This is a genomic window from Desulfitobacterium nosdiversum (assembly GCF_049860565.1).
Classification (GTDB): Bacteria; Bacillota; Desulfitobacteriia; order Desulfitobacteriales; family Desulfitobacteriaceae; genus Desulfitobacterium_A; species Desulfitobacterium_A nosdiversum.
In genome coordinates this window covers 378282-393374 of record NZ_CP172056.1, presented here as the reverse complement: position 1 = coordinate 393374, position 15093 = coordinate 378282, and the positions used below count along the sequence as shown (strand labels likewise).

The window sequence follows — 15093 nt, the reverse complement described above, 5'->3', positions numbered from 1 at the left end:
CGATTCTCAACTCCTTTCTGTCTCCTTCATTATAGCGATGCGTTAGGGCAGTTGTCAATTTTCTACATCCCTGACAAACTCAAACAACGCAAAATCGGCCAAAATAATAATTATTAATTGTAAAGCTAAGGTTAATTGACACCTAAGGCATGTCTATGATAAAATTAAAAATTTTTGACCCCTATACTAAAGATTGCTATAATACAAATTACAGGGGGTGGATAGAATGTTTGGAATTGGCGATAAAGTCGTTTATCCAATGCATGGCGCCGGTGTGATCGAAGCGATTGAAGAGCGGGAAGTTCTTGGCGAATTTCGACAATATTATGTTATGCATATTCCGGTTGGAAATATGAAGGTCTTTATTCCTCTAAATAATGTGGATCAGCTTGGAATTCGTCAGATAATCTCTAAAGCTGAGATTCCAGAGGTTTTTAAAATTCTTGAAAATGAAAGCCAATTACCCGCCCTTGCCTGGAATCGAAGGTATCGCGCGAATTTAGATCGAATTAAAAGCGGCAGTATATTTTCTGTTGCAGAAGTGGTTCGCAGTCTTTCACAGCGTGATCGAGAAAAAGGGCTTTCCGCCGGAGAAAAGAAAATGTACGAAAATGCCTCCCAAATTTTGATCAGTGAGCTTATTCTCGCAGAGGAGTCAGAAGAGGAAGATGTACGCCGAAGACTAAAGGGATTACTTGTCTAAGATTGACGTTTATTCGTATTTCAAGCAGGTTGAAACTAATTGGTAAATTAAAGTATAATGATTGAGACTTTTAGTTAAAATAACATTAAATTAATAAAGGAGGTGAAGCGATGATTCGCAATTTAGTTCGCGGGATCATCACCCTGTTATTTGGCGGGCTCGGGTTTTATATTGATTACGCCATTCTTAATCTTAATCTGCTGCATTTTCTGCAATCTTTCGGATGGCAATTATCACCCATTTGGACTTATATCGCAATGATCATTCTTTTTGCGGCATTTGGCTTTTTAATCGCTCCTGCATGTATTCGTTGGTTCCTTGTTTTGATGAGGTGGTTGGATACTCGGTTAACCAAGATTCCAATTCACGATTTGGTAGGCGGAGCGATCGGAGTCATTATCGGACTTGTAATCGCGAGTTTATTAAGTGATGCAATTTCTCGAATTCCTATCATTGGACCTGTTTTATCTATCCTGCTCAGTCTTTCTTTAGGATACCTTGGTCTACTTATCGGTGTAAAAAGAAAAGAGGAAGTTCTCGGTTTTCTCAATGTTTTACCCCGATTAAGAGGTGAGAAAAACAAAGAAATAAAGACAGAGCGCTTTACAGAACAAGTTGCCCCTAATTATAAGATATTGGATACAAGCGTTATTATTGATGGGCGCATTGCGGATATTGTAAAAACAGGTTTTGTTGAAGGAACTCTTTTAATTCCAGGTTTTGTTTTAGAAGAGCTAAGGCATATCGCAGATTCCTCAGATCTATTGAAAAGAAATCGGGGTCGTCGCGGCCTGGATATTTTAAATCATATTTCTAAGGAAACAGCAATAAAAGTTGAAATCTACGAGCAAGACTTTGAAGAAATCGCTGAAGTGGATAGTAAACTTGTACGGTTGGGTCAGATTCTTGGAGCTCCTGTTTTAACCAACGATTATAACCTAAATAAAGTGGCTGAACTGCAAGGCGTAAAGGTCTTAAATATTAACGAATTAGCAAATGCCGTAAAACCAGTGGTTCTTCCGGGTGAAGAAATGATTGTTCAGGTTATGAAAGAAGGAAAAGAACCCGGCCAAGGAGTAGCTTATCTTGATGATGGTACGATGATTGTCGTTGACACAGGGCGGCGTTATATGGGGCAGCAGCTTACGATCCTTGTAACGAGTGTTTTGCAAACGGCTGCCGGCCGGATGATCTTTGCAAAGCCTAAAGCGGCGACAGAAAAAAAGATGATTGGCCGTTTAGCGACGGATGAGGTGGACCTTCTTGGCTAGCTTGGGTGTTGTGATTCCTGCTGCAGGACAGGGGAAAAGGATGGGAGCCTCTGGAAACAAGTTGTTTTTAATGCTTGCTGACCGGCCGATTTTGGCTCATTCCTTAAAGCTGTTTGAAGACTCTTCCAATGTTTCGGAAATTGTCGTTGTTGGGTCAGCAGAAGATCTGCCCAAAATAAAAGAACTTGTTAGCAAATATCAATTTACTAAAGTATCTCATGTTACGCTTGGTGGGAAAGAACGTCAAGAATCAGTTTATGCGGGGGTAAGGGCTCTAAGTCCGGCGATCCAACGGGTGGCCGTACATGATGGGGCACGCCCCCTTTTAACGTTAGATCAGCTTAACCGCTTTTTTACAGAAGCGGAAAAGTATAGGGCGGCAATCATGGTTGTTCCTGTTAAGGATACAATTAAACGTGTCGATGAAGAGGGACAGGTGCTTGAAACCCCGCCCCGCGAAAGTTTAAGAGCCGTACAGACCCCTCAAGTTTTTGAACGCGAGCTTTTGGAATTGGCTCATCGTCGGTGCATTGATGAAGGATTTTTGGGAACAGATGACGCGAGTTTAGTGGAATGGCTTGGGGAACCTGTCCACGTACTTGAGGGTTCACTGGAGAATATTAAAATGACAACTCCTGAGGACTTATGGCTGGCGGAGAGTATTCTTAAGAAAAGGTCCGATAGGGTGCGCAGTAAAATAGGGAGTGAGAAGAATTAGAGTCGGGATCGGATATGATGTCCATGCCTTAGTCGAAGGCCGCGCATTGATTCTCGGTGGGATTGAAATCCCTTTTGAACGCGGTTTGCTTGGGCATTCGGATGCTGATGTGTTAACGCATGCGGTCATGGATGCACTCCTGGGAGCTTTGGCTTTAGGCGATATTGGCAAGCATTTTCCGGATGTAGATGAACGTTTTCGAGGTATTACAAGTCTTATTTTGTTGAAAAATGTTATAAATTTAATTTATGAAAAAGGATACAAGTTAGGAAATTTAGATTGTATTATTGTTGCCCAGCGCCCGAAGCTTGCGCGTTTTATACCTGCAATGCAGGATAAACTTGCAGAGGTAATGAATGTTAAATTGGATCAGATCTCGGTTAAGGCAACGACAACGGAACATCTTGGTTTTGAAGGCCGAGAGGAAGGAATTAGTGCCCAAGCCATTGTCAGCCTAGTTAAAATTGAGGAGGAATATTAACACCATGCTTAAAGTACGTTTTGCACCGAGTCCTACAGGACCATTACATATAGGAGGCGCACGTTCCGCTCTTTTCAATTATTTACTTGCCCGGCGTGAAAATGGGGTATTTATTGTTCGCAGTGAAGATACTGACCTAGAGCGTTCAAGCCGGGAATCAGAGCACAATATTCTTGAAGCGCTGCGATGGCTGAAAATTGAATGGAATGAGGGAATTGAAGTTGGCGGGGATAATGGACCTTATCGCCAAACGGAAAGACTTGATCTATATCGGGAATATACAAAAAAGCTGATTGAAAGCGGACATGCCTACAGCTGTTATTGTTCAGAAGAGGAGCTTGAAGAAGAGCGTCAAGCCTTGATTGCTAAAGGAGAAACTCCGCGTTATCTTGGAAAATGCCGACACTTGACTGAGGAACAAAAGGCTAAGTATGAGGCGGAAGGACGTAAGCCTGTTATTCGTTTCCGCGTACCTGAGGGGCAGAAAATTGTCATTCATGATCATGTCCGCGGAGAAGTTGTTTTTGACAGCGATGGAATTGGAGACTATGTTATTGTCAAATCCGATGGAATTCCTACCTATAACTATGCAGTTGTGATCGATGATACCACGATGAAGATTACTCACGTTATTCGTGGTGAGGAACATTTATCCAATACACCGCGACAAATTTTAATCTATGAAGCACTTGATTTAAAAGTGCCTGAATTTGCTCATATTTCGTTGATCTTGAACACAGAAGGCCGAAAAATGAGCAAACGTGATGGGGATACGGCCGTTATTGATTATCAGGCGAAAGGGTATTTACCGGAGGCTGTTGTTAACTTTATTGCCCTTATGGGCTGGGCGCCGCCAGGTGAAGAAGAGTTTTTTACACTTGATGAGCTGGAAAAAATATTCTCCTTAGACCGCGTTTCCAAGAGTCCCGCTGTCTTTGACTTGAATAAACTAAACTATATTAACGCGCATTACATCAAGCAATCACCACCAGAGCGTTTAGCTGATCTCGCACTTCCTTATCTTCAAGAGATGGGGGTAATGCCCCAAGGTGATCTTTCTGAGCAGGATAGAACGTGGCTGCTTCACTTTGTACAAGCGATTGTTAATCATCTTTCCTATATGGCTCAAGTCAAAGATTATGTTCATTATTTCTATGGTTCGGAAGCTCCGGCACCTGAGGGAGAGGCTCTTGAAATTCTTCATGGTGAGCAGGTTCCTATGGTTCTTGATCTCTTTAAGAGCAAGCTTCAAGCTATGGATTCCTTAACTGTCGAGGGGACGAAAACTCTTCTCAAGCAAATCACCAAAGAGTTAAAACTCGGGGGCAAACTTGTTTATATGCCGATCCGTATAGCTCTTACGGGACAAATGCATGGACCTGAGCTCTATGATATTATTCCGCTTTTAGGAAAGGAAAATGTGATCAAACGTTTAGAAGCTATAGGCTAAATGTTACTAACTTCATGCACGATAAAATTGTGCGGTGAATAAGTTGACATTACAAGAGGGATTCCCTATACTTTAAGCAAGATTCGACCGCAAAAAAGAATATTTTTAAACGTAATGAAGGGAAAAGTAGGAAGGATCTCTCTGCAAAGAGAGGATGGATCGGTGGAACCCATCTCAGAGGAACCTTGTGAAATGCATCCTGGAACGGTACAGAAGAATTGAGTATTCAGTTCCGCAGCGGCTGCGTTAAAGCTATGATGAGGAACAGGTTTGTCCTGTTCAAACAGAGTGGAACCACGGAAATCCTTCGTCTCTGATGAGGGGTTTCCTTTTTTATTAGGCGTAGCTTTTCGCGTATCCGTTTACCTGCATCTCCGGGGCTGATTCACTTACTTTCGAGGCAGCCCTGTCAACCCTTCTGTTTTCTGGCCGTGGATTTGCCTTCCAAAGTGTCCACGACACTTTGCACGTCCATGTGTGCCGCCGCAGGTGAACCACGGCGGCGCTGAGCTAAAGCGCGAAACCCTTTCAAACAAGTGCAATAGCCTTCACGGCTATCGAGGCTTTCGGCTTCGAAAGTTTCGTTCATTATTAACGCCCCTCCGAAAAAATCGTTCACTCCTGCGCGATATAGGAGACTGGCTTAGAGTTGAGGCACGAAACTTAAGCCTTAGTCGACTTATCCTCTAGGGGAAACGCTACTTTGATATTCCATGATGATAAATTAGTTGTAAGGATGATGGATATGTTTCGTCAAATTAGAGAGGATATTCAGGTTATTTTTGATCGTGACCCCGCCGCAAGAAGCATTATTGAAGTTGTCTTGTGCTATCCGGGATTTCACGCCATTCTCTTTCACCGTTTATCTCACTGGTTATTTACTAAAAATTTAATTTTGCTTCCACGGGTAATTTCTCAAATTGCCCGCTTTCTAACTGGAATTGAAATTCATCCAGGGGCGAGAATCGGGAAGGGATTTTTTATTGATCATGGCATGGGCGTGGTTATAGGTGAAACTGCCGAGGTAGGGGACAATGTTACCCTGTATCAGGGAGTGACTTTAGGAGGAACCGGTAAAGAAAAGGGAAAAAGACATCCGACAATTGGCAATAATGTTTTTATCGGGTCAGGAGCTAAAGTTTTAGGTTCAATTAAGATTGGGGATAATGTTAAGATCGGGGCGGGTTCTGTTGTGACCAAGCCTGTTCCGGCGGATTCAACAGTTGTCGGTGTACCGGGAACTATTGTCAGACACAGGGGAATGCCTGTTAAAAACGGGGATCTCCATGTACTGGAGCTTGAACAGCTTTCAGCGGGAGAAACAGTTGACTCAGCAAAAAGAGTTGAGGATCTTCCCGATCCGGTCCAAGAAATGTTAAACTGCTTAATGGAACGTGTTAATCATTTAGAGAAAATAGTAGAAGAAAAGGAGAACCAATGCGATGTCTATAAAATTATTCAACACAATGACTCGTCAGAAAGAGGAATTTAAGCCGCGCGAAAGCGGAAAAGTTGCCATGTACTCTTGCGGCCCAACGGTCTATAACTATGTTCATGTTGGTAATGGGCGGATGCTCGTTGTGTTTGATATGGTTCGCCGCTATTTGATGTATAAAGGATATAAAGTTACCTTCGTCCAGAATTTTACGGATGTTGACGATAAGATTATTCAGCGGGGTTTGGAAGAGGGAATTGATCCCTTAGCCCTTTCCCGAAAATATATTGATGAGTATTTCAAGGATGCTCAGGCTCTAAAAATTTTGCCTGCAACAATTCATCCTAAGGCGACGGAGCATATCCGGGAAATGATTGATATTATTCAAGGACTTATTAACAATGGGCTTGCTTATGAAGTGTCTGGAGATGTGTATTTCGCCGTCGACAAGTTCCCCGACTACGGAAAGCTTTCCGGCAGATCCCTTGAGGATATGCAAGCTGGAGCTCGTGTAGATGTGGATGAACGTAAAAACAATCCCATGGATTTTGCGCTTTGGAAAAAGGCGAAACCGGGCGAACCTTCTTGGGCAAGTCCCTGGGGTCAAGGACGTCCGGGCTGGCATATTGAATGTACGGCTATGTCGCTAAAGTATCTTGGAGCAGGTTTTGATATTCATGGAGGCGGAGGAGACCTCGTTTTTCCGCATCATGAAAATGAAATTGCGCAATCAGAAGGTTATCTGAAGGGTAAAACTTTTGCTCATTACTGGATGCATAATGCTTTTCTAACCATTAATCAACAAAAAATGTCTAAATCCCTGGGAAACTTCTTTACTGTTCGAGAGATTTTGGAGCATTTTCCGGGAGAGGTGGTGCGTTTTTATTTATTAAGCATCCATTACCGGAGCCCCTTGGATTTTGACGATGAAAATCTTAGAATGGCGCAGAAAAGTTTAGAACGTCTCCAAACGAGCATTCGTTTGGCAACCGAAGCATTGGGAAGAAAGGGAGATAAAGCGATTCAGCCGGAGGCTGATCAGGAGCTTTTAGATGCTGCTCAGGCGGCATGCCAAGGCTTCGCTGAGGCAATGGATGATGACTTTAATTCATCCCTTGCCTATGCCAGTCTCTTTGAACTCGGAAAGAAGATCAATGCTCATCTTCAGGTTTATCCCTATACATCTGAAGGTCTAAAGAAGGCACGGGAAACTCTGCTGGAATTAGCAGGTGTACTCGGGTTTGATTTAGAGCATCCGGATTCTCTAGCGGGAGAAACGGATAAGAAACTGGATAAAGCCATGGCAATACTTTTAGCTGTTCGGTTAAAGGCACGCCAGAAAAAGGATTGGGAAATGGCCGACTTTATTCGAGATCAGTTAAAGGAGATGGGAATTGCCCTTGAGGACACACCACAAGGAGCACGCTGGACTATAAAGCCAGAATAAAAGGAGGAAGGGGCTTTGCCCATTCAAACGTCAAGAGGTTGGCAGGAAATGAATGCTCTAACCCTTGCTTATCTAGGGGATGCAGTCTACGAGCTGTGGGTTAGGACGCATTTGCTTGAATTAGGATGTGAAAAGGTGAAAGAATTACACCATATCGCTATTGATTATGTCCGAGCATCAACCCAAGCCAGATTATTGCAAAAGCTTATGCCTGATTTAACGGAGACAGAAAGCCAGGTAGTGATGCGTGGAAGAAATACGAAAGGCAGTCATCCGAAAAGTACAGATGTTATTACTTATCGGCATGCAACGGCATTCGAGGCACTGGTAGGATATTGGCAGCTTACCGGACAAATAGAGCGAATGGAATGGGCTTTTCATCAAACCGATGCTGTTGTTGCAGATTTTAAGGCTGCAAGCACATAATAGACTAATGGAGAGAAAGAGGGGTAAAGTTATGAACGTAGAGTTAATTCAATATACGCCGGAACCGGAAAAAGTCGTTGCAGCTGCAGCGCGTTTATGTTATTCTTCCGATCCTGTTCCAGAACTCATGGAACAGCTTACGGATGAAAAAATTGCAGGTTTTGTACGAAGACTGCGTTCAATGGGACATCTTTCTACCTTTGAACATGTCAGCTTTCAATTCTCAATTGACGGTGTCTCACGGGCCCTTTCTCATCAGCTTGTTCGACATCGGATCGCCAGCTATTCACAGCGTTCGCAGCGTTATGTAAAGGAAGCAGGATTTGACTTTGTGACTCCACCGAGTATTCAACGCAATCCTGAAGCTTTAGAGCGGTTCGAAAAGGTTATGAAAACGCTGCAGGACGAATATCAAGAACTTGTCGCTGTTGTACCTGCTGAAGATGCGCGCTATATTCTTCCCAATGCCTGTACAACTTCGCTTATGGCGACCTTTAATGCTCGTTCCCTGCTTAACTTTTTTGAACATAGAACATGTATGCGGGCACAATGGGAAATTCGGCAGCTGGCAGAAAAAATGCTTAAGCTTGTTAAAGAAGTTGCCCCTAACCTTTTCGCACAGGCTGGCCCCACATGCGTAACCCAAGGGGTTTGCCACGAAGGAGCAATGAGCTGCGGACGAATTAAGACGCTCACGAAGTAATTCATTTGATCGAGTGGTTATTCTCGTATTTAACTTTCGTATGTGGAATGTCGGTACCGCTTTGACCACGGTCGCTTGGGACGCTCGCAGACCGAACTAAAGCTCAGAAGTTGGGTTCCGGCAGGATACCCTCCCAATTCGCCTTCCTTGGCTCACGGTCGGCCGCGCACATCGTGTGCGCGGTCCTGCCTCCGCCCGACTTCTTCGCTAAGTTCGATGAGCTGCTTGCTTTAAGCCGCTTCCTTAGGCCAAAGCGGTACCTGCCAGGATCTTCTGCGAATGGCTTGGGTAAGGTTTTTCGGGAATACTAGAGAAGACGTGACAGAATTACTTAAGCGAATACCCGTGATGCCACCGAATGATTTTGATTTACAAGAGGGAGCGACTTTTGAGCGAGCGGCTGCCAAACTTCGCGAAAAATACGCAGCGGAGACGGGTTGGAAACAGGACGTTTCCAACTGGCCAGTGAGCAGCGATGGCACATGGACGCGCCAAGTGCAGAGTGCGCCATGGATGGCAATAGCAGCTCTGCGAGCGATTTGGCCAGGTCCTGTCGGAGCGAAGGATTTGAGCGTTAGTTTGGCCCGCAAAGTGAATTGAGTGACCGATGTAAAGCAAAATCATGGAGAAATATAATCATAATTCACCTTAAGGAGTAATGCTCATGAACGACGAAATAGTCTACGGACGCAACTCCGTCGGCGAACTTTTAAAAGCGGATAAACCCATAAATAAAATCTTGTTTCAATCGGAAGGAACGGGTACACATTACCAAGAGTTAATTGAACTTGCCCGCAACAAAAGAGTTCCTTTTCAGTTTGTTGAAAAATCTGCCTTGGACCGCTTAACCGGACATGCTAAACACCAAGGGGTGCTGGCCTATGTTGCTCCAAGAGAGTATGCAGAAGTTGAGGATATTTTAAATTCAGCTCGTTCTAAAGGGGAAGATCCGTTTATTCTTGTGTTAGATGAAATTGAAGATCCTCATAATTTAGGAGCACTTATCCGGACAGTAGATGCTGTTGGCGCTCACGGAGTCATTATTCCCAAAAGGCGCAGTGTCGGCTTAACAGCAACTGTGTCTAAAACTTCTGCGGGAGCCGTTGAGCATGTATTAGTTGTCCGAGTAACTAATCTGGTTCAAACCCTCGAAGAACTAAAAAAAGAGGGCTGCTGGATCGCGGGAGCGGAGGCCGGAGGAACCGAAGCCTTTTCTTTAGATCTAACAGGACCACGAGTATTAGTTATCGGAAGTGAGGGTAAGGGAATAAGCCGATTAGTGCGCGAAACCTGCGATGTCATGGTCAGCTTGCCTATGAAAGGAAAAATAAATTCCTTGAATGCGAGTGTCGCAGGCTCTGTTCTCTTATATGAAGTTCTTCGGCAACGCCAATTTAAGGGTTAGAAGTGCCAAAGAACAACAAAACCTCCTAAACTTCGCCTTGAGCTTTTCTTGGCTCTCGGTTATAATGAGAATGTTCTTGCATGGGGACAAGAGCGGTATTTGTGAATTACCATCTTCATCACCATGATACGGGAGGGATCGCTTTGAGTTTTAATGCCCAACCTGAAGAAACAGAAGGGTGCGATATAACAGAGATCATAGCGGATGAAGAAATCGTAGGGCTGGCTAAAGAAGGCGATGCCTCAGCACTCGAATACTTGATCAATAAATATAAAAATTTTGTAAGAGCTAAAGCGCGATCCTACTTTTTAATTGGAGCAGATCGTGAAGATATTATCCAAGAGGGTATGATTGGTCTTTACAAAGCAATACGAGATTTCCGGGGCGATAAGCTCTCTTCATTCCGGGCTTTTGCCGAATTGTGCATTACACGTCAAATTATTACAGCAATAAAAACAGCAACAAGGCAAAAACACATTCCCCTTAACTCTTATGTATCGCTAAATAAACCAATATACGACGAAGACTCGGACCGGACTTTGCTTGATGTTATTTCTGGAACGCGGATTACGGATCCGGAGGAACTCATTATCAGTCAGGAAGAGTTCGATGATATTGAAGAAAAAATGGGCGAAATACTGAGTTCTTTAGAGTGGAAAGTTTTGATGTCATATCTAGAAGGCAAGTCTTATCAAGAGATTGCGGTTGATTTGCATAGACACGTTAAATCAATCGATAATGCTCTGCAGCGTGTAAAGAGGAAGCTTGAACGATACTTGGAGAGAAGAGACGGTTAGTTAAAGAAGACCAGGGCCGGATACATAGGTTTCTGGATTTTCAACATAAGCTTCTTTGATTTTTTTGTTTAGCCATGGAATCATGGAAGAATTTGCTGGCTCGAAAGAGTATACTTTTATTAATATAAAGTATATACTATAATACGTACTGTCTAAGTAATATCGCGGGGTGGAGCAGCGGTAGCTCGTCGGGCTCATAACCCGAAGGTCGTCGGTTCAAATCCGGCCCCCGCAACCAAGCAAGAATACTCCGTAGAAGACTCTACGGAGTCTATTTTTATACCAACAAACACATTGAGTTTTCTTTAAAGAGCAAAAGAAGGACTTGTGATTATCAAGGGGTTGCGGTACAATAAGATTGTAAATGAACGAGACAGCTCAGCTGTCTTATTTATTTTATTTATAGTTAATCAGGGCAATTAGTTGTCCTTTATCTTCTATTTCTTGACAGGGCTAGTCACTTGTGATAAATTATTTGAGCATGGATTAAATCCGGAGTCATATGTTTTTGTCCAGGGAGGTGTTCATAAATGCGTGTCGCTCTTAACTTGGCGTGTACGGAATGCAAAAATCGTAACTATGCAACGATGAAAAATAAGAAAAACAATCCAGATCGTCTTGAGATTAAAAAGTATTGTAAGTTCTGCAAGACTCATACAACTCACAAAGAAACAAAATAATTTTTTTTGTGTTTTTCGGCTGTACGCCGGGAAGCGTTGTCGAGCAGGGTGGTCATATGTCTTGTAAGGATGTGATGGTATGGGCGCTGTAAAAAAACCGACGAATACTCAAGCCCAGACAGAAAAGGCTTCGGAGTATTTTAAAGGAGTAATAAACGAGCTTAAAAAGGTACAATGGCCGAATCGCCGACAACTCCTGACTTATACAGGTGTCGTTTTAGTGACTTCAGCTATCGTGTCGGTATTGCTCTGGGTTGTCGATAGCGGACTGAGTTTCGTATTGACAAAAATGCTCGGATAGCTTTTGAACAGGTTGCCCCGAGACTTGGCAAGGAGGTTCGGGACTGGCATTAGCGGTTCCCGTTTTGAATCATGGCAAAAAATTGGTATGTCATTCACACCTATTCCGGATATGAGAATAAGGTGAAAACGAATCTTGAAAAACGTGTGGAATCCATGAATATGGAGGACAAAATCTTCCGCGTACTTGTTCCCATGGAGGATGAGATCGAAATCAAAAATGGGAAGAAGAAGGTTGCCAAGCGCAAGGTATTCCCAGGTTACGTTCTGGTAGAGATGGAAATGACAGACGATTCCTGGTATGTTGTCCGCAATACTCCAGGGGTAACCGGCTTTGTAGGGACAGGTGCAAAACCGATTCCGCTGCTAGAGCATGAGGTCGTGAGCATTTTGCGGCAAATGGGCGTCGAGGAAGTACGTACTCATGTTGATTATTCCATCAATCAAAGTGTTCGTGTTGCATCAGGTCCGTTCAAAGATTTTGTCGGCGTGGTACGCGAAATCTTGGAGGACAAAGGCAAACTAAGAGTTTCTGTTTCGATGTTTGGTCGGGAAACTCCTGTTGAACTTGATTTTGCCCAAGTCGAAAAAATCGACTAAGCAGATAGAATTACCCTATTAAGGAGGTGTTAAGCATGGCAAAAAAAGTTGTTGGTTTGGTAAAATTGGCGATTACTGCTGGTAAAGCAAATCCGGCACCTCCGGTTGGTCCTGCTCTTGGTCAGCACGGGGTCAATATTATGGCCTTCTGCAAAGAGTACAATGAGCGCACAAAGGATCAAGCGGGACTTATCATTCCGGTTGAAATAACCGTCTATGAGGATCGCTCCTTTACCTTTATTACTAAGACCCCGCCGGCTTCTGTATTATTGAAGAAGGCAGCGAATATCAATTCTGGTTCATCCGAGCCTAACCGTAAAAAGGTGGCAAAGGTTAATAAAACGAAAGTCCGTGAAATTGCGGAATTAAAGATGCCGGATCTGAATGCTGCAAGTGTTGAGGCTGCGATGAGAATGGTTGAAGGTACTGCTCGCAGCATGGGAATTGAAATCATCGAAGGTTAATTCGATGTGTGGGAGGGTAATACCCGAACAACCACAAGGAGGTATAAGAATGGCCAAAGTAAGTAAGAACTATCAAGAAGCTGTAAAAGCATTTGACCGTAATGCTCTTTATGAGCCAGCAGAGGCTTTAGCTATCGTTAAAAAAGTTGCGAAAGCTAAATTTGATGAAACAGTAGAAGTTGCTATTAAGCTTGGTATTGATACACGTCATGCCGATCAGCAAATTCGCGGAGCTGTAGTGCTTCCCAATGGCACAGGTAAGACACGGAGTGTCCTTGTCTTTGCTAAAGGAGAAAAAGCAAAAGAAGCTGAAGCTGCCGGCGCAGACTATGTAGGTGCTGAAGACATGATTGCCAAGATCGAGCAAGGTTGGTTTGATTTTGAAGTTGTTGTTGCTACACCGGATATGATGGGTATGGTCGGTAAGTTGGGTCGTGTACTTGGTCCTAAGGGACTTATGCCAAACCCGAAGACCGGAACTGTTACCTTAGATGTAACTAAAGCAATCAAAGAAATTAAAGCCGGTAAAATTGAATACCGTGCTGATAAATCTGGAATCATTCACGCTCTGATTGGCAAGGTATCCTTTACCGAACAGCAGTTAGCTGAGAACTATAAGACTCTTGCAGAAGTTCTGTATAAATCAAAGCCTGCGGCAGCTAAGGGGCAATATGTCCGCAGCGCTACTGTCTCTTCAACAATGGGACCCGGCGTGCGGATTAACCCAGTCAAAGCGCTCTGATTTTTATAGATTTAGAAAAAAGGTTTCTTGACAGAATTACACAGATAAGATATACTCAGCAAGAATTAAATATCTTCCCACTGTAGACAGCAGGAGCTGAAAGGCTTAATATCCTGCCGAGGTTGGAGAAATTGTTCCATGAATAAATATGGGCATTCTTAACCTCTGCAGATGCGGAGGTTTTTCGTTTGGTGAGTTAAATCTGTGGAAGGAGGTGGACTATCGTGCCCAATATCGAAGAAAAAGCACAAGTTGTTTCGGAAATTAAAGAGAAATTCCAAGGATCCACAGGAGTAGTCATTGCTGATTATCGTGGAATGACTGTTTCTCAAGTAACCAAACTTCGTGCTGACTTGCGTCAGGCCGGCGTTGAATATCGTGTATTTAAAAATACTCTGGTTCGCAGAGCCGCTCATGAAGTTGGAATTGATGGTTTGGATTCTATCCTTGAAGGTCCAACCGCTGTTGCTTTTAGTGCTGATCCGGTTGCTCCGGCTAAGGTATTGTCTGAGTTTGCTAAAGATGTGAAGACCTTTACCATTAAAGGCGGAGTTGTTGAAGGCAAAATCATTGACCCTGATGGTGTGAAAGCACTTGCTGATCTCCCTTCCCGCGAAGTATTGCTTGCGCAAGTTTTGCGTGGAATGCAGGCTCCGCTGGCAGGTATGGTCAATGTACTTCAAGGCCCTATTCGCAAGATGGGTTATGCTTTAGAAGAAGTGCGTAAGCTTAAAGAAGCCCAAGCATAATTAAATTTTGAATTCGAGGTTCAATTAAATCACCACATAAAATTCTCTGCAAAAGAGACTAAATTATTAAAGTTTAAAGGATATTTAAGGAGGAAATTTTAACATGTCTAAAACTGCTGAAATTCTCGAAGCCGTAAAAGGCTTAACTGTACTCGAACTCGCTGAGCTTGTCAAAGCTTTTGAAGAAGAATTTGGTGTTAGCGCCGCTGCTCCTGTTGCTGTAACTGCTGCTCCTGGCGCTGCCGCTCCTGCTGCTGCTGCTGAACAAACTGAATTTGATGTAATCCTTACTAGTGCTGGCGGATCCAAAATCAACGTTATCAAAGTTGTTCGCGAAGTAACCAGTCTTGGTCTGAAAGAAGCTAAAGATCTTGTTGATAATGCTCCTAAAGCGATCAAAGAAAAAGTCAGCAAAGATGATGCTGAAGCTATTAAAACTAAACTTACCGAAGCTGGCGCTACAGTCGAAGTTAAATAAGTTTAACTTTATAATAAAAAAGATGCTTATCCGAATGGGTAGGCATCTTTTTTATTATAAAGTTATGATTAAATTTATTTTTTTTTGGCTTTTACATTTGTAATACAAATTTTAATTACAGGTTTTTATTTTTTATTCATTTTTTGCTTGACAAAATTAAATATTCTTGTTATCCTTAATAACTGTTACGTTACATAAAATACGTATATTATCCAAACTATACCATCTCAGAAATGGCATAGAA

20 protein-coding genes, 1 tRNA gene and 2 other annotated features are annotated in these 15093 nt (G+C 43.1%); of the genes, 20 read left to right on the top strand and 1 reads right to left on the bottom strand.

Features of this window, described 5'->3' with window-relative positions:
• Positions 1-226 precede the first annotated feature (226 nt).
• The 5 genes from ACHOLT_RS02030 to gltX all read left to right on the top strand — a co-directional run bounded on the left by ACHOLT_RS02030 (position 227) and on the right by gltX (position 4623).
• Positions 227-703 (top strand): CarD family transcriptional regulator, encoded by a 477-nt coding sequence (locus ACHOLT_RS02030; protein ID WP_425805451.1) that lies wholly within the window; start codon positions 227-229, stop codon positions 701-703.
• Between the two features lie 110 nt (positions 704-813).
• Entirely contained in the window at positions 814-1974 is a 1161-nt protein-coding gene (locus ACHOLT_RS02025) for a PIN/TRAM domain-containing protein (protein ID WP_425805450.1), read from the top strand.
• Positions 1967-2692 carry a 2-C-methyl-D-erythritol 4-phosphate cytidylyltransferase gene (ispD, locus tag ACHOLT_RS02020; RefSeq protein ID WP_425805449.1) on the top strand — a complete coding sequence of 242 codons (726 nt, stop codon included), beginning with the start codon at positions 1967-1969 and terminating at the stop codon, positions 2690-2692. The genes ACHOLT_RS02025 and ispD overlap by 8 nt, the downstream gene beginning before the upstream one ends.
• Positions 2679-3173 (top strand): 2-C-methyl-D-erythritol 2,4-cyclodiphosphate synthase, encoded by a 495-nt coding sequence (gene ispF / locus ACHOLT_RS02015; RefSeq protein WP_425805447.1) that lies wholly within the window; start codon positions 2679-2681, stop codon positions 3171-3173. The genes ispD and ispF overlap by 14 nt, the downstream gene beginning before the upstream one ends.
• Positions 3174-3177: 4 nt before the next feature.
• A complete protein-coding gene (gene gltX / locus ACHOLT_RS02010; protein ID WP_425805446.1) occupies positions 3178-4623 on the top strand; it encodes a glutamate--tRNA ligase in 1446 nt (481 codons plus the stop codon).
• Positions 4624-4728: 105 nt separating this feature from the next.
• Positions 4729-4941: a binding site (T-box leader), on the top strand.
• Between the two features lie 91 nt (positions 4942-5032).
• Here gltX and ACHOLT_RS02005 read toward each other — a convergent pair.
• Positions 5033-5212, bottom strand: coding sequence for a hypothetical protein (locus tag ACHOLT_RS02005; RefSeq protein WP_425805444.1), 180 nt, complete (start codon positions 5210-5212; stop codon positions 5033-5035).
• Positions 5213-5368: 156 nt separating this feature from the next.
• Between ACHOLT_RS02005 and cysE the strand changes: the two genes are divergently transcribed.
• The 15 genes from cysE to rplL all read left to right on the top strand — a co-directional run bounded on the left by cysE (position 5369) and on the right by rplL (position 14849).
• Positions 5369-6115 carry a serine O-acetyltransferase gene (gene cysE / locus ACHOLT_RS02000; protein WP_425805443.1) on the top strand — a complete coding sequence of 249 codons (747 nt, stop codon included), beginning with the start codon at positions 5369-5371 and terminating at the stop codon, positions 6113-6115.
• Positions 6066-7505 (top strand): cysteine--tRNA ligase, encoded by a 1440-nt coding sequence (gene cysS / locus ACHOLT_RS01995; protein ID WP_425805442.1) that lies wholly within the window; start codon positions 6066-6068, stop codon positions 7503-7505. The genes cysE and cysS overlap by 50 nt, the downstream gene beginning before the upstream one ends.
• Before the next feature lie 48 nt (positions 7506-7553).
• Positions 7554-7931 carry a Mini-ribonuclease 3 gene (locus ACHOLT_RS01990; RefSeq protein WP_425807848.1) on the top strand — a complete coding sequence of 126 codons (378 nt, stop codon included), beginning with the start codon at positions 7554-7556 and terminating at the stop codon, positions 7929-7931.
• A 31-nt stretch (positions 7932-7962) separates the two neighbouring features.
• On the top strand, positions 7963-8634 hold the full coding sequence (gene thyX, locus ACHOLT_RS01985; RefSeq protein ID WP_425805440.1) for an FAD-dependent thymidylate synthase: 672 nt from the start codon (positions 7963-7965) through the stop codon (positions 8632-8634).
• Between the two features lie 279 nt (positions 8635-8913).
• Positions 8914-9234 (top strand): hypothetical protein, encoded by a 321-nt coding sequence (locus ACHOLT_RS01980; protein WP_425805439.1) that lies wholly within the window; start codon positions 8914-8916, stop codon positions 9232-9234.
• Positions 9235-9298: 64 nt separating this feature from the next.
• Complete coding sequence (rlmB, locus tag ACHOLT_RS01975; RefSeq protein ID WP_425805438.1) at positions 9299-10039, top strand: 23S rRNA (guanosine(2251)-2'-O)-methyltransferase RlmB; 741 nt, start codon at positions 9299-9301, stop codon at positions 10037-10039.
• A 143-nt stretch (positions 10040-10182) separates the two neighbouring features.
• Entirely contained in the window at positions 10183-10836 is a 654-nt protein-coding gene (gene sigH / locus ACHOLT_RS01970; protein ID WP_425805437.1) for an RNA polymerase sporulation sigma factor SigH, read from the top strand.
• 163 nt (positions 10837-10999) lie between these two features.
• Positions 11000-11074, top strand: a tRNA-Met gene (locus tag ACHOLT_RS01965).
• A gap of 292 nt (positions 11075-11366) precedes the next feature.
• Positions 11367-11516, top strand: coding sequence for a 50S ribosomal protein L33 (rpmG, locus tag ACHOLT_RS01960; RefSeq protein WP_425805436.1), 150 nt, complete (start codon positions 11367-11369; stop codon positions 11514-11516).
• A 79-nt stretch (positions 11517-11595) separates the two neighbouring features.
• Positions 11596-11817, top strand: a complete 222-nt coding sequence (gene secE / locus ACHOLT_RS01955) for a preprotein translocase subunit SecE (protein ID WP_425805434.1) — start codon at positions 11596-11598, stop codon at positions 11815-11817.
• 71 nt (positions 11818-11888) lie between these two features.
• Positions 11889-12416: a transcription termination/antitermination protein NusG gene (nusG, locus tag ACHOLT_RS01950; protein WP_425805433.1), complete on the top strand. Its 528-nt coding sequence runs from the start codon at positions 11889-11891 to the stop codon at positions 12414-12416.
• Positions 12417-12451: 35 nt separating this feature from the next.
• Positions 12452-12880: a 50S ribosomal protein L11 gene (gene rplK / locus ACHOLT_RS01945; protein WP_425805431.1), complete on the top strand. Its 429-nt coding sequence runs from the start codon at positions 12452-12454 to the stop codon at positions 12878-12880.
• 49 nt (positions 12881-12929) lie between these two features.
• The gene (gene rplA, locus ACHOLT_RS01940) at positions 12930-13622 is read left to right on the top strand and encodes a 50S ribosomal protein L1 (RefSeq protein WP_425805430.1); all 693 of its coding nucleotides are present in this window, start codon (positions 12930-12932) and stop codon (positions 13620-13622) included.
• Positions 13623-13684: 62 nt separating this feature from the next.
• Positions 13685-13817: a sequence feature (ribosomal protein L10 leader region), on the top strand.
• 29 nt (positions 13818-13846) lie between these two features.
• Positions 13847-14371 (top strand): 50S ribosomal protein L10, encoded by a 525-nt coding sequence (rplJ, locus tag ACHOLT_RS01935; protein ID WP_425805429.1) that lies wholly within the window; start codon positions 13847-13849, stop codon positions 14369-14371.
• Between the two features lie 103 nt (positions 14372-14474).
• Entirely contained in the window at positions 14475-14849 is a 375-nt protein-coding gene (rplL, locus tag ACHOLT_RS01930) for a 50S ribosomal protein L7/L12 (RefSeq protein WP_425805428.1), read from the top strand.
• The last annotated feature ends 244 nt before the right edge of the window (positions 14850-15093 follow it).